This window comes from uncultured Sphingobacterium sp. (assembly GCF_964277905.1).
Taxonomy (GTDB): Bacteria; Bacteroidota; Bacteroidia; order Sphingobacteriales; family Sphingobacteriaceae; genus Sphingobacterium; species Sphingobacterium siyangense.
In genome coordinates this window covers 14,076-40,335 of record NZ_CAXYKD010000032.1, presented here as the reverse complement: position 1 = coordinate 40,335, position 26,260 = coordinate 14,076, and the positions used below count along the sequence as shown (strand labels likewise).

Here is a 26,260-nt window from a genome sequence, read left to right as displayed (position 1 = left end):
TAAAAATTTAGACCAGACGTAAGATGCGTTTTATCCTATTTTCTGTTTTTATATTCTTAAATACATTAGTTGTAACAGCGCAGACCGTTCAGCAAAGATTAGATTCATTGTTCCAATCGCTCAATCAAGACGGTGAACTCAGTGGAGCATTCTTAGTGGCCGACAGTGGTAAAGTTGTTTTTGAAAAATATTTAGGTTTTCAGGATGCTTCCAAAACAAAAAGAATAACGAGCAATAGCCGATTTGAGTTAGCTTCTGTCAGTAAACAGTTTACGGCAATGGCCATTATGCAGCTGGAAGAACAGGGCAAACTCTCCTACGAAGACGATATTACCAAATATTTCCCTCGTTTAAAGTTTAAAAATGTTCGCGTCAAAAATTTGTTGCGCCATACTTCAGGAATATCCGATTTCTTAGGATGGGATCCGCAATGGGTTGACACAAAAAAAATAAATACCAACAACGATATTCTAAAAATAATTGAAACCAAACTAGACAGTACTTCGTTTAAAGCTGGAGATCAACATTTTTATACGAATACAAACTATACGCTCTTGGCCTTGATTGTGGAAAAAGTATCTGGACAATCGTTTGAAAAATATATGCATCAGCATATATTCAAACCTGTTGGAATGAATAATACGACAGTATTTTCGGCTCGTTCACCAAATGCGGATCTTAGAAATTATGCACATGGAATGGCCTTTGATGTAAAGACAAATAGTTTCAAAAACGTCGATGACATTGCTATATACAAGTATGCGAAGTATTTTGATGCCGTAAGCGGCTCCTATGGAATAAGCAGTACAGCCCAAGATTTATTCAAATGGAATCAGGCTATTCAAAATAACATATTACTAAAGCAGAACAATTTTTTAAGAGCAATCTCTGCTGATAGACTCAATAATCGCAAGCTTATTCAGAAAGGAGACTGGTATTATGGATTTGGATGGGTTTTCAAAGACAGTACAGATAATAAAGATAAAATGCATTTTCATGATGGTGAGTATTCAGGATATAAAAACATTATTGTCCGTGAGTTCGCACATCAAAAATGTATCATAGTACTGATGAACAAATGGAATACTATTGATATACTTCCTTTGACATTTGCGATAGACGCAATTCTCAAAAAAAGAAAAACACCTGCTATTGAGCGAGAGAAACTTACAGGTGCTATCACGCTCGTTGAGTCCCAGGTAAAACAGCTATTGGGAACATATAAGTATACGAAACAGCCTGATTTGAATTTAAAAATTACAGCAGATGATAGTGGTAATCTATTTGCCCAATTATCGGGACAAGCAGCTATTGAAGTCTATCCCAAGAATAATCTAGAGTTATTTTATACTACTGTACAGGCCGTGCTGAAATTCAGTAAAGAAAATGATGAGGTGTCAACATTGACCTTATATCAAAATGGTCGAGAGTTAACATTCAATAAAGTGAAATAAGCGAAAGAACAAGCTGAAACCTATGCCAGAAGAAAACGTAATAAATCAGAACGACTCCCTTGATCAAGGTGCATACGAGATTATTCGGAAGCGACTTCTTACACAAAAAGAAGAGCTTTCTATCAAACTCCAGCAACTAAATAATGCCCGCAAGGAAGTCTTTAATGCGACAAGTTTTATACTCAAGGCCAACCAACGGATCACCACAGAAAATAACTGTGTTGCTCGCGGTATTTTAGCCCTGGATAATCTATGTATATTCGGCTATAACGTCCATTTTGGGTTACGTACCGAAATTAAACTCGAAGATGTTTTCAGTGTATATACGTTCGAAAACAATCAATTTATCCTACAATCACTCGATCTGATCAATGATCCTAATTTCATTGGCGATTACCAAAATTTATATAAATACTACCGCGACTCGATCTTTTCCAAGTTTCGACGTACGGAAAACTATCTTTATATGATCTTTCAGACCAGCAAAAATCCTGCTGACCTGAAGGCATTCAAGTGGTTGATTAAAGACGGAACGCTCCAATATCAGGACGACCGCAGCATTCATGAGGTTAAATTGCCTAATCAGTTTGAGTTTGACTGGACAAAAACAACCTTGGAAGACCGTCGCCTCGGAAAACACCCGCACATTTCCATTAAGGACAAGATCTTTATAGAAGCAATCAATGGCGATATTACTTTCAAAATTGAAAACAATACCGATACGGGGAAAGGAATTTTCTCCGAAAAAGTGTCAAACGCCGACCAACAATTGGATGATGCGGATTACTACTATGCAGACCTTGGCAATTTGATTGCCGTACGCATTAAACCGTATCAAGAAGATTTCCGTGCATTTGTCTTTAACCAACGGACAAAAGAAGTTGTGAACCTTAAATCACTTAATGAATCAGCCATTCTACTACCCGATAGTCAAGGAATCATTTTTTCTAACGGATACTACCTGCAGAATGGCACCCATAAAATCTTTGACGTCCAGTTTGACCAGGTTAGTTTCCTTAGACGCATAGCATCACCAAATGGCGAAGACTTTCTCTATATCTTTTGTCAGGAGGAAACGAATACCTACATCTTACTGTCTTATAACATCATTCAGCAGCATGTCGAAACTCCGATCATCTGCAATGGCTTCACACTTTTCAAAGACGGTAGTTTAATTTACTTTCACACAGAGGCTGAAGCAACAAGGCATCATCAGGTTCAGATTTGGGAAACCCCTTACATGGCCGTACTCAAAGAAAATGAGCTGAAAAAAGACGATCCGCTTTATAAGGTCGGTAATAAACAGATCGTACAAGCCATGGCCGAGGCACAAGAAGTCATACAGCTCATCAACAAAGAAGACAGTTATGAAGGTCTTTACGAGGATATACTCAAAAAATCGACGGTTCTGCTTGACTCTTATTTTTGGATAAAGGATGAAGCCTTGTCAAATCTTGGGCAGCCACTGGCACAGATCAAAGAGGTCGCCAATACGGCAATTGACGAATTTGTTAAGGTCCAAGCCCAACGTAAATACGCCACAGAGCTCAATAGCAGTGCCGAGAAAAAAATGGAAGAGCTTACCTTTTCCATCAATAGTACAGTAGTCGAAAAGCTTGATCAACTTGTTCATCAACTGGCAGATTCACGTCGTTTACAGGGCGAAATCATTGACCTCAAAAATGTCAAATATATTGATGTAGTCCGCATCGATGCTTTACTCGATAAACTACAGTCAATCACTACCGAACTCGCCGAAAAGACAGTTGCCTTCTTGCTTCGCGACGAGGCTTTACACCCCTATGAGCAGAAAGTGGAGCAACAGAAAAACAATGTTGCTGCAATTATCAAAGTCTATGACGCCAAGGCGATCGAGGAAGCCAATTCGGCTATATCGAGCGAGCTGGAGCTGTTGATCGATATTCTAAACAGTTTAAAAATCGACGACTCCACCCAAACCACCAAAATCATCGAAAAGATAGCTGTTATTTTCTCTTCCTTGAATGAAGTCCGGTCGCAGCTTACACGCAAACTCAATTCATTAAAAAGTACGGAAGCCATTGCAGAATTTTCTGCCCAACTTACGCTACTGGAGCAGTCTGTCACCAACTACCTTGAACTCTCTACGACAACAGAAAAAGTAGACGAGTATTATACCAAGGTCATTGTTCAACTGGAAGAACTTGAAAGTAAGTTCTCAGAATTTGAGGACTTCGCCCTGAAGATAGCAGATAAGCGCGATGAAATCATCAAAGCATTTAATTCCCGCAGAGAGCAAATCGTTGAACAGATCAACAAACGCAGCTCTTCACTCGAACAAATTGGCCTTCGTGTATTAAAGAATATCGAAAACAAGTCAAAGACATTTGCAACGCGTGAGGAAATTCTAAGTTTCTTTGCTTCAGATTTGATGATTGACAAAATCAGACAACTTGTGCAAGAACTGAAAACGCTCAGTGATGTTTCAAAAGCTGAAAATCTTGAAAACCTACTCAAAAAATCTCAAGAGGATGCATTACGCGTTTTACGTGACAAGAATGATCTTTTTGTAGATGGAGAGAACATTATTGCGCTTGGTAAGCATAAATTTGCCGTCAATAGTCAGTCACTCAGTTTAACGCTCGTACGCAAAAATGACGAAATATACTTCCATCTTACCGGAACGAGCTTCTATCAAAAAGTCAAAGGTTCCGAAATTGAAAACTTTCGAGATATTTGGGATCAGGAACTGATTTCCGAAAACAAAGATGTATACCGAGCTGAATATCTCGCCTATAAAACATTCCTTGCTTCCAAAGGACAACACGATTTTGATGCCAACCTGTTTATCAATCAGACTGTCGAGCAAAGTTATTCGGAAGGTTATGTCAAAGGAGTGCATAACTTTGATGCCCTGGTAATCTATGATACCATCAAACAGTTAGATAGCAAGCTTGATCTTTTACGTTACGATGCTCATTTGCGTGCTATGGCGCAGTTGTTTTGGCATTCACTGGCGCAAGACCAACAGGAAAAACAGAAAGCGTTGATCCAGTCTACACACTCCGTATTAAAAGCATTTCCAAATTCCACACGCTATCAATCTGTCGTTGACGAACTCACAAAATTATTCAACAATTGGGACACTCATTTGGATCGCTCGAAAATTAATGGAGAGGAGATCGCGAGCTATCTTTTCCAGACTTTCACAAGCTACAGCAAGTTTGTCGTCAGTGAGCAATCGGATGAACTGAAGAAGGCTTTCATCAGGCTATTGGAAAACAAAAAGAGTTTGAAACTCTTTGAAGCAGATATTCAGCATACACAATTTAGTCTCGTAGACCGTTTCTATTTGACTTTAAATTGGCTAAATTCTTTTATCGACGAGAACAGTGATTACCAAGCTTTCCACAAGTACATTGAGGAAACTGCAGTCACACTCCTTTATCCAAAAGATGAATACCAATTGATCATCGCCAAAGACAATGCGTTCATCCAGGGATTAAAGGGAAATCATCCGATCTTGAACAATGGAGAAGAGCAGATTCAATACCATCAATTTCTGAGTAGATTGAAGACATTTGCCGAATTGAATGTCCCTCGTTTTCAAGAATTCGCTTCTTTGAAGGAGCAGCTTGGAAAAACATATGCCAAAGAGCTGAAAATCGGAGAATTTGAACCAAAAGTCTTAACATCTTTTGTCCGAAATAAGTTGATCAACGAGGTTTACTTTCCATTGATCGGAAATAACCTGGCTAAACAACTTGGGGCAGCTGGCGACAATAAACGTACCGCCAGAATGGGTATGCTTCTCCTCATTTCTCCTCCAGGTTACGGAAAAACAACATTAATGGAATACCTCGCGAAAACCATGGGATTACATTTTGTGAAAATCAACGGACCTACAATTGGACATTCCATTACTTCAATTGATCCTGTGGAGGCGAAAACTTCCGGGGAACGTGAGGAACTTAAGAAGATTAATCTTGCCTTTGAAATGGCCGACAATGTGATGCTCTACCTCGATGATATCCAACATTTGAATCCGGAGTTCCTACAGAAATTTATTTCATTGGCTGACGGGCAACGTAAGATCGACGGTATTTTTGAAGGCGAGAGTAAAACATATGATTTGCGCGGGAAAAGATTCTGCATCGTAATGGCTGGAAACCCCTATACAGAAAGCGGGTCCAAATTTCAGATTCCAGATATGCTTGCCAACCGTGCCGATGTCTACAATCTAGGGGATGTGATCGGTGATACCGAAGCACTATTCAATCTAAGCTTGATCGAAAATGCGGCAATTGAAAACAGCTACCTTGAAAAAATAGCAAGCAAATCCTTCAACGATTTTTATGCTTTAGTGAACTACGCGCAATCGGTGGTAGACCAACTTCCCGATTTGGAAGGCAATTACCTGAAGCAAGATATCGATGATTTTATAACGGTATTAAAACATGTATTAAAGATCAGAAATGTTGTCATCAAGGTCAATCAAAATTATATTCAAAGTGCAGCCATGCAGGACAATTATCGAACAGAACCGCCGTTCAAAATGCAAGGATCCTACCGGAATATGAGCAAGCTCATTGCGCAGATCGTGCCCATGATGAACGATCAGGAAATCGATCAAGTTCTCCTCGCACATTATGAAAGCGAGTCACAAACCCTTACTGCCGATACAGAAAGTAATCTTCTAAAATTGAAAGAACTCGCCGGATTGATAAACAATGTGGAACAAGAGCGCTGGGAACACATCAAACAAATCTTCCGCAAAAACAATAAACATGGTGGTTTGGCCAAAGATGATAAGGTGTTTGCACAAATGCAGGACTTTAACGAAAATCTAGAGGGTATCATACAGGCCATTCGTGCTTATAAGAACTAATATTTAACATTGCTATTCCAGTGGACTTTACCTGTCTATTCAGCTGGAATAGCAGTATTTCTGATACGACTACTGTCAAATATTTTTTAAGCATTAGCTATTTTTAGGTTAATTAATGATTACCTTTGATAGTATCAAATGATAGTATCATCATAATGAAACCACCGTATATTATTACAAGTGAAACTTTAAAATTAATTAGTTCTATTTCAGAAAGAATAGGAGAAATTAATGCTGCTCATTTATATAAACCCACCACAGAGCTACGAAAAAAGAACCGTATAAAAACGATTCAATCGTCTTTAGAAATCGAAGGTAACACGTTAACTGAGGAACAAATTACCGCATTATTAGAAAATAAAAGAATTATTGCACCCAAAAAGGATATTTTAGAGGTACAAAATGCTATAAAAGTTTATGACAAATTAAATGATTTTAATCCTTATGAATTAAAAAATTTAGAAAAGGCTCATTCTGTCCTGATGAATGGGTTGATCGATAATGCAGGAAAATTAAGAACTACGAATGTGGGTATTGTAAAAGGTTCAAAAGTAAAACATATTGCCCCAAGTGGGACAATGGTTAAAGGTTTGATGAAAGATCTTTTTGCTTATCTAAAAAAAGACGCAGATTTAATTCTCATCAAAAGTTGTGTATTCCATTATGAATTTGAATTTATACATCCGTTTATCGACGGCAACGGCAGAATGGGGAGATTATGGCAAACATTGATTTTAATACAGCAATATCCTGTTTTTGAGTTTTTACCCATTGAGAGCCTAATCAAACAAAAACAAGATGCGTATTACGCAAAGCTCTCAGAGTCTGACAAAGAGGGTAGCTCAACACCATTTATTGAGTTCATGCTTGGGATTATTCTGACCGCTTTAGAAGAACTTTTACAAGCTCAAAATAAAACACTTCGTTTAGAAGACAGAATAAGTCTGTTTAAAGAGAAAATCGGTCAAAATAAATTTCATCGAAAAGACTATCTACAAAATTTTAAGAATATTTCCGCTCCCACTGCAAGCAGGGATCTAAAATGGGCTGTTGAACAAAATATTTTAAAGAAGTTTGGAGAGCAACGATTGACGGAATATCAATTCAAGTAATTTACTATATAATGAAAACAGCAAATCTATATTTAACATTCGGCTATACATTTAGTTCTTCTTGCTGACATTTGATGATATGATCACCCTCCTCAGGATATTTAGTGTGATATTTCGTTTCCATAATTGTTTTGCACTCTATTATACTATTTCATTAGAACCAAATAATACGACCAACTTCTGCGCGAAGGCTATCTTAGCAATGTCCAATAAACGTTCAAGTTCCACCATATCTGGAATGTGACGTTTCATACGCAATGTATCTTCATCTAAATCTTCAAAATCGGCTACACGCCAATTTATATAAGCATCAATATCTTTCTTGATCTGCCCCCGTAATTGTGGTAGTACTCTCGCTGCCATTTCTTCAAGTTCCTTACATGGGCGATTTAAATTCGGAACATTTAAAGAAAAAGTATCGATTACCAAACGGTAAATCTGTTTTAAACAAGACGATAAAAGGGTATGGGCAAGATCCGCAACAATTTCTTCATCACAAAGCAAGGTGTTACATTTTTCTAAAAAATGCTCGATTATCTTAACCCTATTATTAAACTTAGACCAGAAATTATCTTTAAAATTTTCCAGAGCCCCCATCGGGTTCTACCAAACGATAGGGACTTCCCGAAAACACCAAAAATTTAGATCGACAATGGGCAATATTGTAATAGCACCCGTCTTCCATTTCAGCTTCCCATCGGTCTCGCGAAAAGATATTAAACACGAGGGTACTCTGCTTCAAGCACACCAACTCAAGAATACTTTTTACGATCGGTTCATTCCGATCTAAATCATAAACATGGTCGATTAGCAAAAAACGATAAGGTATTCGGACAGCTACTGGACTTCAATGGAAATTTGGAACATATTGTTCAGGAGATTAGAGAATATAAGAACCGGATATCCATTTTACTTACCTCCATTTAAAAAAACCTGAGATAAGCAAAATCAAAGCTATTTCAATAAAAAGTTCCCGAAATGGGAACTTTTTATTGAGTTTGTTATAAGATTAAAAAATATTGAGAGTAAGATTAAAGAAAATACTACTAGGCTATGAGCTTTTCAATCTTTTACGATTATCCGCCCTTCACAGCCCCCGAAGAGACTGTAAATATGCCAAAGTCGTCGATTAGCATACGCTCCTTAACGACTCCATTGTAAGCCATCAGACGGTCTAATTCTTTCTGCGAACGGCGGCGCATCACCCAGTCTTTTTTCTGATGACTGTTTAACACGTAAGCAATCATCTTTAACTGTGGATGCCATGGCTGTCCGGTATAAACCAAATGACTGCTTTCTTCACAAATCGAAGTTGCACCTTTTACAGCCCTACTTGCCATTTCATTGTCACCAAAAAGTTCAAAAATACCTGAGATAATAACAATGTTAGGCTCAAATTCCAGTTTGGAATAGGTAGCTGGATCAAAACAATCGTAGTTGGTAAATCGTATTCCCTGCAATCCGTTTCTACGGATAATCTTCTCTCCTACCTCAATATTTGACAACAGAAATTCATTAATCACGATTTCGGCCTCGGGATATTTTTCTTTAATATCAAATAAGTAATTTCCGGTCCCACCCGCAATGTCCAATATCTTAACGGTTTTTCCAGCAGCTTTAACTTTTGTTATATGCTCTTCTAGCAACTGTAACAAGTGTTGTTTTCGAATGCGAATTCCTTTCCAGCCGATGGCCTCCAGATAACCACGGTCGAGGATGCGGCCAAAGCGATTTTTACCCTGCGATTCATTGCGATAGACGTAGTCCAGCGATATCCCAGAATCAAATCCAAACTGCAGGCCTAAATTCATTCCTTTACTTAAGGAACCTATTTTACCCAATGCCCATTTCTGGACCGCATAATTCAATTTTTCCCCCGCAGGAAGTAACTTATGGTATAATTGTTCATACTCTTTCACCGAAAACTCATCGGGTTCAAGCGTCAGCTCAGGACTTTGTCGGGCATAGGCCTTGTCGATAAAGTTTCGCAGATACTGGTACACCTTCTGCCGGTTTGTTTCAAATAGAATCCCATGGTAGAAATTACGTAATGTAATAAAGGTCTTCAACTTTGAAGCAATTGTCACAAAGAATTTTTTCTGTACCGAATTTTTGACCACATAATCTTTTTCAGCAGAAAGGACAATCACAGGAATATCAATCGCCGCAGCGTCTTCAACGATACGCTCGCCAGCTTTTAATAGATCAACCAACAAAGCGCCATTGATAGATTTGGAAATCAAAGGATCGGCATCGTATGCCTTCTGCTGATCGATATCGTGAGTCAACACTTTAGATTTGACATAACTCTGGATAATCAGATCCTTTTTTAGCTTTGTTCCCAAAGCAATCATCTGATTTGCCAAGGGCACATATAATTTAATTTCAAATGCAGGTGCCAACAATGCAATACCTGCCACTTTAGGCGCAAAATCATGTACCCAGGCACTGACAACAACACCTGCAATACTATTGGCGATAACGAAAATGTCTTTCGAATCAACCAAATATTCACGGCCTATATAATGAACGAAACTATCCAGATCCCGCACATAATCCATAAAGATCGGTGAAACTGGTTCTTTCGTATAACCATGTCCGCGCAAATCAAATGCAAAGATTGAATGATCGGCAAACTGTGGATCCGTAGCCATCTCCTGCAGACGTTCCGAATGCTCATGCCCACGGTGCAGTACAATCAATGCCCGCTGTCCAGCCTGATAATTCCAAACGCGATATAATAACTCCCCTTGATCAAAACTCTTGAAGTAACCTGATTTCATGTATAATTTTACTGACTAATATCAAATAGTATATTTAACAACAAAGATCATGCAAATGACCGTCTAGCTATTTCTCTCAACTAGCACCTCCATCAACTTAAGTGCATGTTTATGCAATACAAGATGCTTATTATGAGATTTAACCAAATCTATAGCATCCATTAAATCTAAAGATAATATTTTTTGTGACAATAGAACAGCAAAAATCATACTTCTGCTGTAGCCCATTGTACAATGTATAATCATATTTTCATCTCGCTGCAATTGCTGATAACGGATGACGAGCGCGGCCAATATCTTTTCGGCATCAGCCAGCGTAATCGCCGCTACATCCAACAATGGAAATGACTGATAATTTTCCTGTACATGTAGGATCGTTATTTCTTCCAATTCTGCAGCCAGGTCAAAAACAACCAGATGCTTATTCAGACCAAGCACACGGAGATCTCCTGCTGTCGTCCTCGGACCTACATAACAACGTGGTAAAATCTCAAGCAATGGCGGATTATTACGACGTCTTACGAATCGCCACAACAACCAATAAATCCATTGATATGGGCTATAAACCAATTTCTTAAACACGGGCATCCAACCTTTTTCATTTTTCAGAAACCTTGGATTATTGATAACATAATTTCTTCCCACCGCAATACAGACTAAGGATGGCCAACACAAAAGATATAATCCAAATGCATGAGTCCCGCCCCACAATGCTAGTAACAGTAAACACCAGCCGATGGCGTAGTAAACGTTGCCAATTCCCTGGTTTCTACGACAAACCTCGGCCTCCAAGTCTAATTTCCACTTTTCGTCTAATTTTATCTTTTCGGTACCGGACAAAAAGGGCAACCGCGCCGCCTTTAGCGTAGATAATGCACTATCATGAAGCAATCCCGATGGTGATGGGAATAGGACAAATCCAACATGAACCAGAATCAACGCGGTCAACACATCCACCAGATGGTGCTGATAAACGGTGAGTGTAGCAATTCCCATGAATAGCAGCCAAATCCCCACTACCCAGCGTGTCCAGCCTTTTAGCTGCCTACCGAGCACAGACCAAAACAGACATGCATACGCCACATGCAGCGAAGGTGCTTGGTTAAATGGAGAGTCATGCTTACTTAAAAAGGTGAAGAAGAATTTAAAAACAGGATGCTCAACGCTAGGCCTATCAAAAGAAAATCGCAAGGGAAAAATAAAAAAACAACAAATAGAGAAGATGGTAATGAAACTGAAACGCTTCGTATAGACCCAAAGCTCTTCTCGACTTCGACAACAGAAAGGAACCAAAGCGAAGAACAAACCGCTACTCATGTAGGGGATAATCATCCAAGAAACGAACGGCATAAAGTGTTCAAAAGGAAACACAAACGAAGATACAGTAGTCTGATTTGCAGCATGGACCGCAGCAGCAGAATAAGTCAACTGGAAAAATAGCGCACAATAAAGGAAGACAGCAAATTGCAGCCCCCTATTTTTCAGTCGTTTTTCATCCATTTGGCCTTCCTTGACATAATTTTATTCAACACAATATTTGGAAGTAGTCCCAGAGATGCCATCAACCACTTCATACGCTTCGGAAAAACGACTTGCTTCTTCTTCTGTTCGATAGCTGTCATTATACGCTGTGCTGCATCGTCTACAGGGATTAAGAATGGCTTTTTAGACAAATCTTGCTTATTGAGCGCTCTCAGTTTTTCCGTATCAACATAGCCCGGAGCAATAACAGTAACCGCAATTCCATACGGATGGAGTGCCCTACGATACGCATCAGCCACTTGGATTGCAGCACGCTTTGTCTTACTATATAGGCTTGAATTAGGAAAATGGAGCGTTCCCGAAACTGATGCAACGATTGCAATTTGTCCTTCCGACTGACCTTGCATAGCAGTTCTCGCCGCTTCAAAACAATTTAAAGTACCCATCATATTGACCTGGAGCATAGCCACCGCCTCCTGATAGCTTATTTGTTGAGCAACGTCATCCGCGTAACTCCCTGTACAATTGATAAAGAGGTCTAAAGGCATATGCGCACAAAATGAACTGACCGCATTTTGCAGGCTGCTCAATTGACATACATCGACTTCAAAACTTCTGATACTATGTCCCCAGAAATATGCTGACATTTTCGTCAGATTGCGCCCACAAACCGCTACCTCTGCTCCTTGATCAAGATAACGCTTGGCCAAAGCAAGGCCTATTCCACTTGTACCACCGGCAATAAATACTTTCATTTCAATGAATTTAATGTCACCTCATAGCCGTAGTTCCATTGCGCTTCCATCGCTTCAGCAAATTCTTGTTGATCAATCGGGAAAGACAGCGTAACTTCAAATTTAGACCAATCAATTCCTTTTTTACAGTATTTCCCAGCTAATTGTTCCGCGGCATCCTGTGTATCAATCCAATGTGCATACGGGAACTGCCGTTCCAAATCTGTTAATCGTTTATTTCCGCTAAAGCCTAATACTGCCCGAACCAACGCTTCTTCTTGCGGTTTATAAGGTTGTTTACGCTCACATATGATGTTTTGAGCAAGCGACTTTGCTAGCTCCATTGGTACAAGATCAATTGCTCCACCCGCGTAATAGGTTTTATTGGAGCATACAGGTTCAATATAAAACATATCGGACATCGAAATACGGGCCGCCTGTAGCATTGAAAATTCAGCGCTCAAATGAACCGCTTTAGCCACTGCACTATGCTCGTAATTACTATCCGAAATTCCTATTGCCTCAACGGGCACGTTTTCCAATACATCCTGAGTTCCCATCAATATCTTTTGATAGAGTTTCCGGTCCCCACGCCGCTTCCCAACTTCAGACGGACTGAACAGCACTTTAGCGCCGACCACAAGTGCTGGAATTGCTGTTGAGAATGGTCTATCCAATGTAGGCAATAGTAAGGAAAGATCCTGTTCCATATGGACGAGATAGCGATTAAAAACGTCCTCAATAAAGGGTGCCCGTTTCTTATTAAACTGTTTTTTCAAAACATACACGCCCAACCTCCCCAAACGACGCTGTTCTGTAAGCCGATGATGCAGGAAAAACTGATAAAGCTCGTCTGATTGCAGATAGGACTTGCGAGCTTCATGTGTATCAAAGGCCTGTATAACAGCCACTGCCATTGAACCACCGCAGCTCGCGATAAGCAGATCTGGCTTTAAGCCCAGCTCATCCAGCGCAGCATACATACCAAGATATAAACTAAACCGAGTTCCACCCCCCGAAAATAAAACAGCACGTTGATAAGCCATCAGATTGAAATTTTAGTTAGCCTTCTCTCTACCACATTCATCAAATCCTATTAATTCCCCAACAACAGGATAATCAAAGCATAAAACAGGGGCGCATTGAAGATCAGACTATCGATACGATCCAATAAACCACCATGCCCAGGAATCAATGTTCCAGTATCTTTTACTCCTGTCTTTCTTTTCAGATAGGAAAAAAGGACATCTCCCCAGAATCCCAAAATACCGAAAAACAAACCGAACAACGAAAAGTATAGAAAATTCTGAAATGGCAGTAAAAAATAGCCCAATAAATTACTCAATATAATTGTTAAGCTGATACCGCCCACACATCCCGCAATTGTCTTATTTGGACTAATACGCGGAACGATTTTACGTTTGCCAAAAAACTTACCCATCAGGTATTGAAAGACGTCATTCAATTCTGTTAACACAACAATATATCCGATTAATTTTAGTCCTAGGAAGGGGTTGCCATCCACTTTAATGGATCGGATAAAAGCTAAATGGCTAAATGCAAGCAAACAAGCTACCGCGCCTAAAAATAGTCCAAATACTGCTCCCTTTTTAACCTTTAAACCATATTTGAAAAACAAAACAGTCCCCAAACACAAGAAGCTAGCCAACAATAGATATTCTCGATAGGAACAAAAGTATAGGAGCAACGCTTGCAACAATGCCATGCAAAGAAAAACCAATGGTTGCGTCTTACATTCAGGGATAAACATACGAGCAAACTCGCGCATCCCTTGAAAGGTTATCCAGGCCACAAACAAGGGTGATATTGTTGGTGGAACGAAGGCAACCGCCAACACCAAGACAATATAACCCCAGCTTCTAACACGAACAGGAACATCTGCGAACTTGCTATTGGCATCAGCCATGCGCCAAAGCCTTTCTCAATCGAGTTACCGAACTCAAAAGTAAGAGTAAGCACAAAACACCAAAAATATAACCTGAAACAGTAACCATGGAAATATGCAATAATGCTAAAATTCCATATACCCCCAACAGCAAAGCACGATCACTTTTACCCATCGGCCCATCGTAACGACGATCATTGGCAATCACCTTCCCGATCAATCCACAAAATTCATTCACAACACTTAATACGATAAAAGCGACGATCAGATATATGCTTTCCGGATGAAACTTCAGCAAAGGAAAAAATAGCACGACATCCGAAACAATATCTCCGACTTCGTTCAATACTTCGCCCGTCTTGCTAGTCTGATTAAAAAGTCGTGCCATCATGCCATCTAAGGCATTCAAGGCCATTCGTAATAACAATCCGATTGGCAGGGCCAAAAAGAAAATCGGGAAACGATCAGCATACCAAAACAGTAAAGCAATGATCAAAGACAATACAATAGATCCGATCGTGATCTGGTTTGCCGTTACCTTTTTTCTATGTAAAAAGTTCAAGATTGGCATCAGCAACTGCTGAAATTTTGGTTTTAATTTATAAACAGAAATCATCTCGCGCTAGCTGTAATTTATTTTTTCATTTTTTTTAAAAAAAAATTTGCATAGTGTAATATATACACTATATTTGTGTCATCATAATTTAGGTTTATAATTGGTTATTTAAGGTTTTCATTCTCCCCGTTTGGAAACCTTTTTTTTGCCCTAAATTACCGACTACCATCTTCCACCGGCACCACCCCCACCAGAAGATCCGCCACCAAAGCTTCCACCGCCACCACTACTACTAGATCCTCCGCCAGAGCTACTCGATGTTGAGCGCACTTTAATTGGAGTCGAGTGTTCACCATGAGATACCCGATGTCCACAATTCTTACATAAGTCAAAGCGTTCCTCTAATCCCTGCGAACTATAAGTTGCTGCACGTATCGTCTTGGTACGTCCAGTCTCAAAAGTTCTATAATGACATGCAGGACATTCACTGAACCCAACATTCTCGTCCCAGGGAACCAGCTTTGTTTCATTGGTCGCCTGATCTATCCAGATTTCATACGAACGACTACCGATTTTTTCCTCCAAAAGCTGCCCCTTATCCAGGTACGCACTTTCACGGGTAGATACATCATCCTTATTCATGCGCAACCAACGACCAGATTGATCTGGCGGCATCAATCGAAGTTGATTCTTCCGAATGCGCTTGTTTAATCCAATGAGATCAAATAGAGCCAATGGACTCAGTAATAGTGGAACCAAACTCCAGACACGAAATTTACGCAGAGCCTTTTGAATATTTTCCTCATCCTGATAGGAATTAACAATTTGCGTGCGGCTTGCATTGTATTTCATGGCCAGGGTAATACTACCAAAAACAACTATAAAATAAGGTAGATTTTTCCACTGATAGACCTCCTCAAAATTATTGAGGGCAAACGCACAGATAAACACCGAGATAAACATTAATATCCCCATACAGCCGCATCCACTGACTAAAGGCGGAAAATATTTACTTTTTTTGGTCAACTTTCCTTTGATCGCTCGCGTCACCTCGCCCAACCAGATATAACAGATCGCAAATAAACCTAAAACCAACAGTGAATTTCGCAGGATAGGACTTTTAAAGCTCCAGACCGGCGTTGCCTCTGGCATCAAGCGTTCCAGCTCGGCCTTACTATCCGGTGAGGTAAGTATTGTCTTAATAAATTCTGCGGCCTCCGTAACACCGCGGTCGTAATCTTCATTCCTAAAATTGGGTACGAGATATTTTTCGCCAATACGTTTTAAATAGGCATCGGGCAAAATACTTTCCATACCATACCCTGTAATAAAACGGTATTCATGCCGGTCTTTAGCAATAAACAACAAAAGCCCATTGTTACTTTCCTTCTTACCGATACCCCAGGTATTGAATAATTTTAAGGCAAATTCGAAATCACTGTCGCCAACATAATCATTCACAACAACGATGGCAAATTCACCTTTTGTAGCAGCCTCAATCTGCATCGATAAGCCATCTAATTCGGCCACTGTACCCGAGGATAGAATCCCATCAGGATTGGAGACAAAATAATCCTGTCCCTGTAATTTGGGGCTTGGCAAATTGTCGACGGTATAGGCGATAAATTGCCCGAAAGCTGACAGCCCGGGGAGGCAGCTTCCTACGCAAATCAATAAAAAAATATAAAAACGATGTAATCTCTGCATAGTTTTAGAACAACAAAATTTGGCTCATTGTCACGATATTAAGAAAAAAAAATCAAACAAAGGTTTTCATCAAAAAAAAGCCCATAATCAACCGATTATGGGCCTATATAATTCAATATTCGTTTAAGACGCTCTGTCCTATTAATGTATCCTAGCAATATGAAACTTTCTCATTCGCTGTCAATGACCAAGCCAGTGTAAAACCAAGACACCGATCAATCCAATAACAGAAACGAGCGTTTCCATCACCGTCCATGAGCGAAACGTATCCTTCATGCTCACTCCAAAATAAGATTTAAACATCCAAAACCCCGGATCGTTGACGTGTGAGAACATGAGACTACCCGCTCCCGTCGCTAGCACCATTAATTCAGGCGTAACCTCTCCTGCCTGCACAATGGGAAGCATAATGCCCGCTGCTGTGAGCCCAGCAACACTAGCCGAACCGATAACTAGGCGAATGATACCGGCTATTAACCATGCAAGCACAAGAGGCGACAAGCTCAGGTCTGCGGTTAGGTCAGCGATGTAATTCGCTACACCACTATCTACCAAAATTTGCTTGAAAGCGCCTGATGCTGCAATGATAAAAAGGATCATCATTATCCCGCGGATTGCTTCTTCCACACTTGCTGACTGCTCCCGCAAACTTTTGCCTTGGCGGATACCCATTGTGTACATCGCCATTAGCGATGCAATCATTAAAGCCACCACCGGGTCACCCAAGAAACGTAGTGCCTTCAGCCAAGAGGAGCCTTCTAGAAATATTAGATGGGAAAATGAACCAAAAGCAATTAAAATTATTGGAAAAAGCCCCGTAAATATACTAATTGCAAATCCGGGAAGCTCTTTTCGATCTGCTTGATTGTGTTCAGGAAAAAACTCAGTGGGTGGGTTGGTTGGAATATGCTTAAGCATCCTGCCAAAGAGCGGTCCACCGATAATTATGGCAGGAATTGCCACAATAATGCCATATACCATTGTTAAACCTATATCCGCTTTGTAGGTAAGCGCTATGGCCGTAGCTCCCGGATGTGGAGGCAAATAACCGTGTGTCACGGACAGCGCTGCCAGCAACGGAATGGCGACGTAAAGCAATGGCATTTTATTGGAAGCACATACCATGAAAACGAATGGTACTAAGACGATAAAACCGACATTGTAGAATAAGGGAATTCCTACTAAAAAGCCCGTGAGAACCATTGCCCAAGGTAAGTTCTTTTTGCCAAATACAGCCGTTAGTACCGTTGTAATCTTTTCTGCAGCACCACCCTCCGCCATCAATTTCCCCAGTAGAGACCCGAAAGCCAACAATAGTGCCAACTGGCCCATAGTGGTACTCACTCCAGTTTCAACAGATTTAAGGATATCGACGGCACTCATATTCATCGCAAAACCGACCGCAACCGAGGTTATCAGTAATGAAAAGATCGTGTTTAACCTGACGACAGTGACTAAAATAAGTAGTAAAGCTACTCCCAAAATAACGATGATTAGAGGCATAATAATTTATATCTAGTTAAAACTCACCTTCCAATATATGGTACAGGTGTTCAAATTTCTGGAAGTTTTTAATATATACAGCGTGATGCTCCGCACTCGGTTTATAACAGTGCTCGGTATCTTGCTTTTCTTCCGTTTGTTTGTTTTTTATAGTAGGCTCACCTCCCTGTATACCCAATGCTTCCAAGCCTATCAATGCTGCTCCCCAAGCAGAGCTTTCTACTGTATTTTTGGTAAATACAGGTTTATTGAAAATGTCTGCAAGCATCTGCACCAACAACGATGAACGTGCTAAGCCGCCGCTTGCAAAAATCGTATGAATGGGACCGGTGTTCTCCTCTAATGCGAGTCCTACACTGTAAATTGCAAACAACATCCCTTCCATCATGGCACGTGCAAAGTGCGCCCTGCCGTGATGCAACTGTATTCCAAAATAAACGCCTTTTGCATTGGAATTCCAATGTGGTGCCCGTTCACCAGTTAGATAGGGCAAGAATATCAAGCCCTCCGCCCCGGGAACGACGGAGTCGACCAAAGCATTTAACACCGCAGAAGGATCCCCATCTGCTTCCATTTGGGTAAATTCGCACAAAAAGTTGTCTCGAAACCAGTTGCGTAATACACCGCCATTGTTAACCGCACCACCAATTATATATTCATTTGGTCTAAGTAGATATGTAAATAGTCTTTGTTTTTTTTCTTGATTTGCCCGCGAACTTGCTACGCGAATAGCCCCACTGGTACCGACTGTTACCGAAGCCACTCCAGGACTTATAGCCCCTACCCCGAGATTAGCCAAACAACCATCGCTACCACCTATAACAAAAGGGGTATCTTCAGGGATGTGCATCAAGGCCGCAATTTCTCGGCTAGGCATATTTAAAATATAATCGACCGGAACTGGAGATGCTAGTTGCTCTTCCGATATACCCGCCAAGCTTAACGCCTGATCAGACCATGTTAGGTGATGTATGTCGAAAAGCCCTGTTGCAGATGCGATGGAATGATCGACAACGTAAACTCCAAAGAGCCGGTAAAAAAGAAATTCTTTGATACCGATAAACTTGTGCGACTGCGCAAATAATTTTTGATCGTTGGACTTTATCCACATTAATTTGCAAAGCAAAGACATGGGATGTATTGGTGTACCCGTCTGCTGATAAAGTAGCCTGCCCATCTCACTTGCCTCCAAGGCAACCGCAATATTCTCGCTTCTGCGATCTGCCCATATTATGCAATTGCTAAGTGGCTGTCCCGCCGAGTCAACAGCGATCAGTCCGTGCATAGCACTGCTCACCGAAACACATACGGGTTTCGGTATCTCTGCACGAGATTGCCTTAAGTTAATCATTACATACCGAATAGACTCAATACATGCAGCATAAACAATCTCCGGATCTTGCTCGTACCAGCCTTCCGACGGGTTTAATATAGGATAAGGTACACTATGCTGGGATAAGATGTTCCCTTCGTAGTCAAATGCAACAGCTTTCGCAGATGATGTCCCAATGTCTAATCCAATAATCATAAATAAAATTGATGTTTAGGAAAGCTCAATATACGGATTATCTGTTGGTTTACAACAAAAGGCTCAATACCAGCAAACTAATTGAAGTGAGAGAAGTGCCACATACCGATCTGCTGATAATTGTCTTTCATAGTATAAACAAAAATGGTAAATTTCATCTTAGAAAAACAGCATTAAACGATGAGTATAGATAAAAATAATAACTACGATTTTGGAATAGTTGGGCTCGGCGTAATGGGACGTAATTTATTGCTGAACATCGCCGACAACGGTTTCGCAGTAGCAGGACTAGACCTAGATCCACAGAAAGCTGAGTCATTGGAAGCTGAAGCAAGCGAAGGACATCGCATCAAAGTGACGACCCAAGTAGAAGAGTTTATCGGGGCTTTGCAACAACCCAGAGCAATTATGCTATTGGTACCGGCCGGAAAGCCGGTTGATATGGCAATTGCCAGCCTTGTTCCGCTTTTGAATAAAGGAGATATCATCATCGACGGCGGAAACACGTACTTCGCGGATACAGACAGAAGGTTTAATGAGCTTTCCGTTATGGGTATACATTTCTTCGGAATGGGCATATCGGGAGGAGAAAGTGGCGCTCGTCGCGGGCCAAGCTTGATGCCCGGTGGCGACAGAAAGGCATACGAAAGACTAAGGCCAATATTTGAGGCAGTTTCGGCCAAGGTAATCGGCGAACCCTGTGTAGAATTTTTGGGCAACGGGTCGGCCGGAAATTATGTAAAGATGGTGCATAACGGTATCGAATATGGTATCATGCAGTTAATTGCAGAGACCTATGACCTGATGAAAAGATTATATGGTTTTGACACCCAAACCATACAGCAGACCTTCGAAGAATGGAACAAGGGCGAACTAAACTCATTCTTGCTTGAGATTACTGCTCAGATTCTAAAGAAAAAAGAAGGTGACCAGTATTTGGTGAACCTGATTTCAGATTGGGCAAGATCAAAAGGAACGGGTAAATGGACTTCGCAAAATGCGATGGATCTACAGGTGCCAGTTCCGGTGATTGATGCAGCGGTCAATATGCGCGATATGTCCAAATACAAACCTGAACGTTTGGAGGCGGCAAAATTACTTCAATGGGATGGACAAGCGGTTGATCTCCCCGCAGCAACACTCATTTCTCGCTTAAAAAATGCATTGTACTTTGTGATCATCACGACCTATGCGCAAGGTTTGGCACAGCTTACTGTTGCATCGGAAAGCTATAGCTATGAGTTAGATTTACAGGTGGTAACCAAAGTCTGGCGAGGCGGCTGCATTATTCGCGCGGCTTTGCTCGAGGATTTTAGAAAAGCCTATGCGGCTAATCCTGACTTGCGCAATATCCTACTCGATAGCACCATTGCACAAAAGTTGCTGAGCACGCAGGCCAGCCTTCGCGAGGTATTGAAAGATGCTATCGCAAATGGGATACCCGTATCCGGATACGTAAACGCACTCTCTTATTTTGATGCCTATCGATCGGAAAAATTACCTACAAATATTATACAAGCACAACGAGACTATTTTGGTGCACATACCTATGAACGTATTGATCGGGAAGGTATCTTTCACACGCTTTGGGATTAAGAAAAAAAAGCTTGAAGATTCGATTAATCTTAATTTAAAACGCAAAAAAGCGGCTTTTATATAAAAAAGCCGCTTTTAATAACTGAATCCCCTATTGGGTTTTATACTACGTTTATTTAGATGCTAACGTTCAATATCCTTCAAGCTACTCATCTTCTTGTATTCCAAGAAACCTTTAATATCTTCAAAATGCTCCCGTACGCGTTTATTTCCGAATTCAAAGACTTTCTCTGCCAAACCATCCAAAAAGTCACGGTCGTGTGAAACAAGGATCAGCGTACCATCGAAATCTTTCAAAGCATCTTTGATAATGTCCTTTGTTTTCATGTCCAAATGGTTTGTCGGCTCATCGAGAATCAATACATTTACCGGTTCCAACAACAATTTTATCATCGCCAGACGTGTTCTTTCTCCTCCGGACAGCACTTTCACCTTTTTAGTTGTATCATCACCACTAAACATAAAGGCTCCTAAAAGATCTTTCATTTTAACACGCACTTCACCTACAGCGATTTGATCAATGGTATCAAAAACGGTCATCTCTCCATCAAGCAATGCGGCCTGATTTTGTGCAAAGTACCCAATTTTTGCATTGTGCCCTACTTTCAGCGTACCTTCGAAATCGATTTCCCCCATAATTGCTTTGATCATGGTCGATTTACCCTCACCGTTCTTCCCGACAAAAGCGACCTTTTCACCACGTTCGATGACCATATTTGCTTTTTGAAATACGACGTGTTCATCATAAACCTTGGTTAGATCCTCAACGATAACAGGATATTGACCCGAGCGCGGGGATGGTGGGAATTTAAGACGCAGTGCGGAAGTATCTACCTCGTCGATTTCAATGATTTCCAATTTCTCCAACATCTTTACCCGTGATTGCACCTGCAATGTTTTAGAATAGGTACCTCTGAAACGATCGATAAACTCCTGATTGTCCGCAATAAAGCGTTGCTGCTCTTCATACGCTTTTAGCTGATGCTGGCGACGCTCCTGACGTAATTCCAAGTAATGACTATACTTGGCACGATAATCATAAATCCTTCCCATCGTCACCTCGATGGTCCGATTGGTGATATTGTCGACAAATGCCCTGTCGTGCGAAATAACGATAACTGCTTTAGCCGAATTGACCAAGAAATCTTCCAGCCATTGGATACTCTCGATATCCATGTGGTTGGTTGGCTCATCCAATAAAATCAAATCGGGCTTTTTCAATAATATTTTAGCTAATTCGATACGCATCCGCCAACCACCGGAAAACTCAGAAGTCTGTCTTGTAAAATCCGAACGCTCAAAACCGAGCCCCTTCAGGACCTTTTCAACTTCTGCATCATAGTTAACTTCCTCAATCGAATAGAACTTTTCACTTAATTCGGATACACGTTCGATCAATTGCATATAATCGTCAGACTCATAGTCTGTACGGATATTTAATTGCTCATTCAGGTTTTCCAACTCATCACGCATACCATAGACTTCTTCGAAAGCCTTTGATGTTTCTTCAAAAACAGTCACGTTATCCTCTGTTAACAAATGTTGCGGTAAATAGGCTATAATGGCATCTTTCGGACCAGCAACATTACCTGTAGTAGGTTTACCCACTCCAGCGATAATTTTCAGTAAGGTGGATTTACCAGCACCATTTTTACCCATCAATGCGATCTTATCATTCTCATTGATGGAGAAAGATACATCTGAAAAAAGAGTTGTTCCCCCAAAGGAAACAGAAATATTATTTACGTCAATCACTGTATATACACTTAATTTTGGCACAAAGATAAGCGAATCAATCTTATAAATAGACAATGGTGCATTTTTGTGTATCTTTGCCCCATGCGTTTTGATATTATTACGGTCTTACCTGACCTCTTGGAAAGTCCATTTGCACACTCTATTTTGCAACGAGCAAAGAACAAAGGCTTGGCTGAAATATATGTCCACAATTTAAGAGACTATTCAACAAATAAACACAAAAGTGTCGATGATTATCCGTACGGGGGCGGATCGGGCATGGTCCTTCAAATAGAACCCTTTGCCAAGTGTATAGAGCAATTGCAAGCTGAACGGGAATACGATGAGATCATTTACATGACTCCCGACGGTGAAACATTCAATCAGGATATTGCGAATGGATTATCTACAAAAGGAAATATGATGATTCTCTGTGGGCATTACAAGGGAATAGATCAACGTATCCGTGATATTTATGTAACAAAAGAGATCTCAGTCGGTGATTATGTACTGTCTGGAGGTGAGCTTCCAGCGGCGATTGTTACAGATGCTATTATCCGTCTGATTCCCGGAGTTTTGTCGGATGAGACATCCGCGCTTTCAGATTCTTTTCAGGATGGATTACTAGATGCGCCTATCTATACACGCCCTGCAGACTGGAAAGGCCACAAAGTACCTGATATTCTCCTTAGTGGTCATGAGGCAAAAATCGCTGCATGGAAAGATGAACAACAGTTAAAAAGAACGCAAGAAAGACGTCCTGATTTATTAAATGATTAAGAAATAAGGTGAATTTTTGTTTTTTTGTCACAAAAAGTTTGCTTATTTATTTTTTTTTATAAATTTGTGTAATAATGACACGAAGATATACAAATACAAATTGGTGGTGGCCTGAAGCAATAAGCATCGGGAACTAATTGGTATTGTCATAATATTTCATAATCAACCAAAACCATTTATGGAAATTCCAACCCCGATGCTGACCAGTATCGGGGTTTTTTTATGCATAGTTTACAACAAGAAGATAAGACACAAAAAATGAAGTATACATTCAAAACAAAAACCAGAAAGTTGCTTGCGGATACAACTACACCAGTGAGCATCTATCTTCGCCTAAGAGATATCTTTCCAAACTCATTGTTACTGGAAAGCTCCGACTACCATAGTCGCGACAACAACATCAGTTACATCTGTTGTCAACCAATCGCCGGAATCCAGCTCGATGACAAAGAGCTGACGCTCACTTATCCGGGTAAAGAACGTATCGTAAAAAATGCGCACGAAATCGAATTACGTCAAGAAGTTTCCGATTTTAGGAATTCCTTCGAAGATCATACAATTGCTGAACTTAACTTGATCTCCAATGGCCTATTTGGTTACTTCACCTTCGATTGTATTGAACACTTTGAGGACATCAAACTAACAACAATGGTAGATCCGGCACGGAAAATACCGTTTATGCAATATCATGTTTACAAATATGTCATTGCCATCGACCACTTCCGTAATCAACTCTATATTTTTGAACATCTGTTGGATGACGAAGAATCAGAACTTGAAAGAATGCAGTTCCTTATTCAGAACAAAAACTTTCCTGAATATACCTTCAAACTAGCTGGCGAGGAAAGCTCCAATCGTACCGATGAAGAACACCGTCAGTTGGTTAAGAAGATGAAAGAGCATATCCAACGTGGTGATGTATTCCAGATCGTTCCATCCAGAGGCTTTAAGACACCGTTCTCCGGTGATGAATTCAATGTCTATCGTGCGCTCCGCTCCATCAACCCTTCGCCCTATCTTTTCTATTTTGATTATGGTGACTTTAAACTTTTCGGATCATCGCCTGAGGCTCAACTGCGTATCCACGGGAAACAAGCGACGATTTTCCCTATTGCAGGAACATTCAAACGGACAGGTAACATGGAGGAAGATCAAAAGATAGCCACCAAGCTCAAAGAAGACCCAAAAGAGACCTCCGAACATGTTATGCTCGTCGATCTTGCCCGCAATGACTTAAGTAGACATTGCACCCAAGTTAAAGTTGAGTCTTACATGGAACCACAATATTACTCGCATATTATCCACTTGGTCTCCAAAGTAACGGGCACATTAAAAGATAATATCAACCCATTTGACATCGTAGGTGATACATATCCAGCGGGTACGCTTTCAGGAGCTCCAAAACATATGGCGTTGACATTGATTGATCGTTATGAAGGATTACAACGTTCATTTTATTCGGGTGCAATTGGATTCATGGGTTTTAACGGAGACTTTAATCATGCCATTATGATTCGTTCCTTCCTAAGTAAGCAAAACACCTTACATTATCAGGCCGGTGGCGGTATCGTACTAGATTCAGACCCCGAAATGGAGCTACAAGAAGTAAATAACAAAATTGCTGCGCTACGAAAAGCATTACAATTAGCAGAAACATTATGATCAGACCATTGGAATACTGTGTCAACAAGCAACATATCCATGATTCGGTAGACACCATTGACAACCGCATCGTTGAGCTATTGGCATTACGAAAAACCTATATCGGCAAAGGCAAGTCCTTCGAGGATGAGCAAAACGAAGAGCAGAATATTATACGGAACCTGGACAGTAATTATGTCCTACTAGCAAAAAGATTTCATTTGCCAATCGAATTTATTCAGTCCATATTCCAGGAAATTGAAAATTATATTAATCAAGATTTTATAGCAAAAGGTTATGAGCAACAATAAAATAGTCGTTATAGACAACTACGATTCGTTCACCTACAACTTGGTCCATTTGTTACAGGAATTAGATCAAGAGTATGTTGTATGGAGAAATGATAAATTTAAACTGGAAGATATTGATGCTTTCGATAAAATACTTCTTTCGCCGGGCCCAGGTATTCCAGAAGAAGCTGGATTATTACTTGATGTTATCCGTACCTACGCTCCACATAAAAGTATATTGGGCATTTGCTTAGGCCAACAGGCTATTGCAGAAGTCTTTGGTGGTACACTATTCAATATGGAAAAACCTTTGCATGGCGTAGCAACAAATATTACTGTTGTTGATGAGTCAGAGAAACTGTTTCGGGACTTCCCAAAAGATTCCAAAATTGGACGCTACCATTCTTGGGCTGTAAACAAAGACACCCTACCAGCTAGCCTCAAGGTAACGGCGATCGACGAGAATGGCATCATTATGGCCTTAACCCATACCGAATACGATGTAAGGGGAATGCAGTTCCACCCAGAGTCGGTATTGACCACAAATGGTAAAAAATTAATTGAAAACTGGTTGGGAATCTAAC

General features: G+C 40.5%; 20 protein-coding genes. 9 read left to right on the top strand and 11 right to left on the bottom strand.

The window, feature by feature from the left end; all coding sequences use genetic code 11:
- Positions 1-23: 23 nt before the first annotated feature.
- The 3 genes from ACHWSC_RS14845 (at position 24) to ACHWSC_RS14835 (ending at position 7,433) form a co-directional block, all read left to right on the top strand.
- Positions 24-1,454, top strand: a complete 1,431-nt coding sequence (locus ACHWSC_RS14845) for a serine hydrolase domain-containing protein (protein WP_394677276.1) — start codon at positions 24-26, stop codon at positions 1,452-1,454.
- A gap of 22 nt (positions 1,455-1,476) precedes the next feature.
- Positions 1,477-6,321 (top strand): DNA repair ATPase, encoded by a 4,845-nt coding sequence (locus tag ACHWSC_RS14840; RefSeq protein ID WP_394677275.1) that lies wholly within the window; start codon positions 1,477-1,479, stop codon positions 6,319-6,321.
- A gap of 155 nt (positions 6,322-6,476) precedes the next feature.
- The gene (locus ACHWSC_RS14835; protein WP_394677274.1) at positions 6,477-7,433 is read left to right on the top strand and encodes a Fic family protein; all 957 of its coding nucleotides are present in this window, start codon (positions 6,477-6,479) and stop codon (positions 7,431-7,433) included.
- Between the two features lie 141 nt (positions 7,434-7,574).
- Here the strand turns inward: ACHWSC_RS14835 and ACHWSC_RS14830 are convergent, their stop codons facing one another.
- The 10 genes from ACHWSC_RS14830 to ACHWSC_RS14785 form a co-directional block, all read right to left on the bottom strand.
- The gene (locus ACHWSC_RS14830; RefSeq protein ID WP_394677273.1) at positions 7,575-8,030 is read right to left on the bottom strand and encodes a hypothetical protein; all 456 of its coding nucleotides are present in this window, start codon (positions 8,028-8,030) and stop codon (positions 7,575-7,577) included.
- Between the two features lie 479 nt (positions 8,031-8,509).
- Positions 8,510-10,216 (bottom strand): bifunctional alpha/beta hydrolase/class I SAM-dependent methyltransferase, encoded by a 1,707-nt coding sequence (locus ACHWSC_RS14825; protein WP_394677272.1) that lies wholly within the window; start codon positions 10,214-10,216, stop codon positions 8,510-8,512.
- Positions 10,217-10,279: 63 nt separating this feature from the next.
- A complete protein-coding gene (locus tag ACHWSC_RS14820; RefSeq protein WP_394677271.1) occupies positions 10,280-11,716 on the bottom strand; it encodes a hypothetical protein in 1,437 nt (478 codons plus the stop codon).
- Positions 11,698-12,453 (bottom strand): SDR family NAD(P)-dependent oxidoreductase, encoded by a 756-nt coding sequence (locus ACHWSC_RS14815; protein ID WP_394677270.1) that lies wholly within the window; start codon positions 12,451-12,453, stop codon positions 11,698-11,700. Before ACHWSC_RS14815 ends, ACHWSC_RS14820 begins: the two co-directional genes overlap by 19 nt.
- A complete protein-coding gene (locus ACHWSC_RS14810; protein WP_394677269.1) occupies positions 12,450-13,478 on the bottom strand; it encodes a patatin-like phospholipase family protein in 1,029 nt (342 codons plus the stop codon). The genes ACHWSC_RS14815 and ACHWSC_RS14810 overlap by 4 nt, the downstream gene beginning before the upstream one ends.
- A gap of 50 nt (positions 13,479-13,528) precedes the next feature.
- Positions 13,529-14,359: a phosphatidate cytidylyltransferase gene (locus ACHWSC_RS14805; RefSeq protein WP_394677268.1), complete on the bottom strand. Its 831-nt coding sequence runs from the start codon at positions 14,357-14,359 to the stop codon at positions 13,529-13,531.
- Positions 14,352-14,954, bottom strand: a complete 603-nt coding sequence (locus ACHWSC_RS14800; protein WP_075990835.1) for a CDP-alcohol phosphatidyltransferase family protein — start codon at positions 14,952-14,954, stop codon at positions 14,352-14,354. The genes ACHWSC_RS14805 and ACHWSC_RS14800 overlap by 8 nt, the downstream gene beginning before the upstream one ends.
- A gap of 162 nt (positions 14,955-15,116) precedes the next feature.
- Positions 15,117-16,601 carry a TPM domain-containing protein gene (locus ACHWSC_RS14795; RefSeq protein ID WP_394677267.1) on the bottom strand — a complete coding sequence of 495 codons (1,485 nt, stop codon included), beginning with the start codon at positions 16,599-16,601 and terminating at the stop codon, positions 15,117-15,119.
- Positions 16,602-16,781: 180 nt separating this feature from the next.
- Positions 16,782-18,104 carry a gluconate:H+ symporter gene (locus tag ACHWSC_RS14790; protein ID WP_394677266.1) on the bottom strand — a complete coding sequence of 441 codons (1,323 nt, stop codon included), beginning with the start codon at positions 18,102-18,104 and terminating at the stop codon, positions 16,782-16,784.
- 16 nt (positions 18,105-18,120) lie between these two features.
- Positions 18,121-19,632 carry a gluconokinase gene (locus tag ACHWSC_RS14785; protein ID WP_394677265.1) on the bottom strand — a complete coding sequence of 504 codons (1,512 nt, stop codon included), beginning with the start codon at positions 19,630-19,632 and terminating at the stop codon, positions 18,121-18,123.
- A gap of 11 nt (positions 19,633-19,643) precedes the next feature.
- Here ACHWSC_RS14785 and ACHWSC_RS14780 point away from each other — a divergent pair, with 11 nt between their 5' ends.
- Both ACHWSC_RS14780 and gndA read left to right on the top strand, forming a co-directional pair.
- Complete coding sequence (locus ACHWSC_RS14780; RefSeq protein ID WP_183043864.1) at positions 19,644-19,826, top strand: hypothetical protein; 183 nt, start codon at positions 19,644-19,646, stop codon at positions 19,824-19,826.
- Entirely contained in the window at positions 19,813-21,228 is a 1,416-nt protein-coding gene (gndA, locus tag ACHWSC_RS14775) for an NADP-dependent phosphogluconate dehydrogenase (protein WP_394677264.1), read from the top strand. The genes ACHWSC_RS14780 and gndA overlap by 14 nt, the downstream gene beginning before the upstream one ends.
- Before the next feature lie 123 nt (positions 21,229-21,351).
- On the opposite strand, the gene ACHWSC_RS14770 is transcribed toward gndA, so the two are convergent.
- Positions 21,352-22,983: an ABC-F family ATP-binding cassette domain-containing protein gene (locus ACHWSC_RS14770; RefSeq protein WP_075994613.1), complete on the bottom strand. Its 1,632-nt coding sequence runs from the start codon at positions 22,981-22,983 to the stop codon at positions 21,352-21,354.
- A gap of 84 nt (positions 22,984-23,067) precedes the next feature.
- Here ACHWSC_RS14770 and trmD point away from each other — a divergent pair, with 84 nt between their 5' ends.
- The 4 genes from trmD (at position 23,068) to ACHWSC_RS14750 (ending at position 26,259) form a co-directional block, all read left to right on the top strand.
- Positions 23,068-23,745, top strand: coding sequence for a tRNA (guanosine(37)-N1)-methyltransferase TrmD (trmD, locus tag ACHWSC_RS14765; RefSeq protein WP_394677263.1), 678 nt, complete (start codon positions 23,068-23,070; stop codon positions 23,743-23,745).
- Positions 23,746-24,003: 258 nt separating this feature from the next.
- Positions 24,004-25,407, top strand: coding sequence for an anthranilate synthase component I family protein (locus ACHWSC_RS14760; RefSeq protein ID WP_394677262.1), 1,404 nt, complete (start codon positions 24,004-24,006; stop codon positions 25,405-25,407).
- Complete coding sequence (locus tag ACHWSC_RS14755; protein ID WP_075990830.1) at positions 25,404-25,697, top strand: chorismate mutase; 294 nt, start codon at positions 25,404-25,406, stop codon at positions 25,695-25,697. Before ACHWSC_RS14760 ends, ACHWSC_RS14755 begins: the two co-directional genes overlap by 4 nt.
- The gene (locus tag ACHWSC_RS14750) at positions 25,684-26,259 is read left to right on the top strand and encodes an aminodeoxychorismate/anthranilate synthase component II (RefSeq protein ID WP_070561612.1); all 576 of its coding nucleotides are present in this window, start codon (positions 25,684-25,686) and stop codon (positions 26,257-26,259) included. Before ACHWSC_RS14755 ends, ACHWSC_RS14750 begins: the two co-directional genes overlap by 14 nt.
- The last annotated feature ends 1 nt before the right edge of the window (position 26,260 follow it).